The sequence below is a fragment of the Actinocrinis puniceicyclus genome (genome assembly GCF_018283645.1).
Classification (GTDB): domain Bacteria; phylum Actinomycetota; class Actinomycetes; order Streptomycetales; family Catenulisporaceae; genus Actinocrinis; species Actinocrinis puniceicyclus.
The window spans coordinates 1-461 of the sequence record NZ_JAGSXH010000388.1; the positions used below are offsets into that span (position 1 = coordinate 1).

Consider the following 461-nt stretch of genomic DNA (forward strand, 5'->3'; position numbering starts at 1 on the left):
GTGCACGACAACATCGGCTTTTTTGCCGCTTCGCGCGATTACTACTTCGATGTCGACGCCGTGCGCATTCCGTACGACGCCGAAACGAAGAAGGCGCGCAGCCGCAAGCGTTTCGAGGGCAAGAAGTGGCTGGAAGTCGGCTACAACCCGAAGGACGTGTGGAGCGTGTCGCGCCTGCACCGGCAAGACCCGGAGCGCGCCGAGCACCCGACGCAAAAGCCGCTGGAACTGGTGGAACGCATGATCCTGGCAAGCTGCCCGCCGGGCGGCCTCGTGCTGGATCCGTTTCTGGGCAGCGGCACCACGGCGGCCGCGTGTGCAAGGCTAGGCCGCCGCTTCGCCGGCTTCGAGATCAACGCCGACTATTGCCGCGTGGCGCGCGAACGGGTGGCTGCTGTGCATGCCGCCGCTGACGCCAACGCGCAACCGACTGAATCGCAGGCGCCTGAGACCATCAAGGT

1 protein-coding gene is annotated in these 461 nt (G+C 65.7%); it reads left to right on the forward strand.

Going from position 1 to position 461, the window contains the following annotated elements; genetic code table 11:
- Positions 1-461 (forward strand): DNA methyltransferase (locus tag KGA66_RS32590; protein WP_211472918.1); only part of this gene is annotated, 461 nt, incomplete at both ends.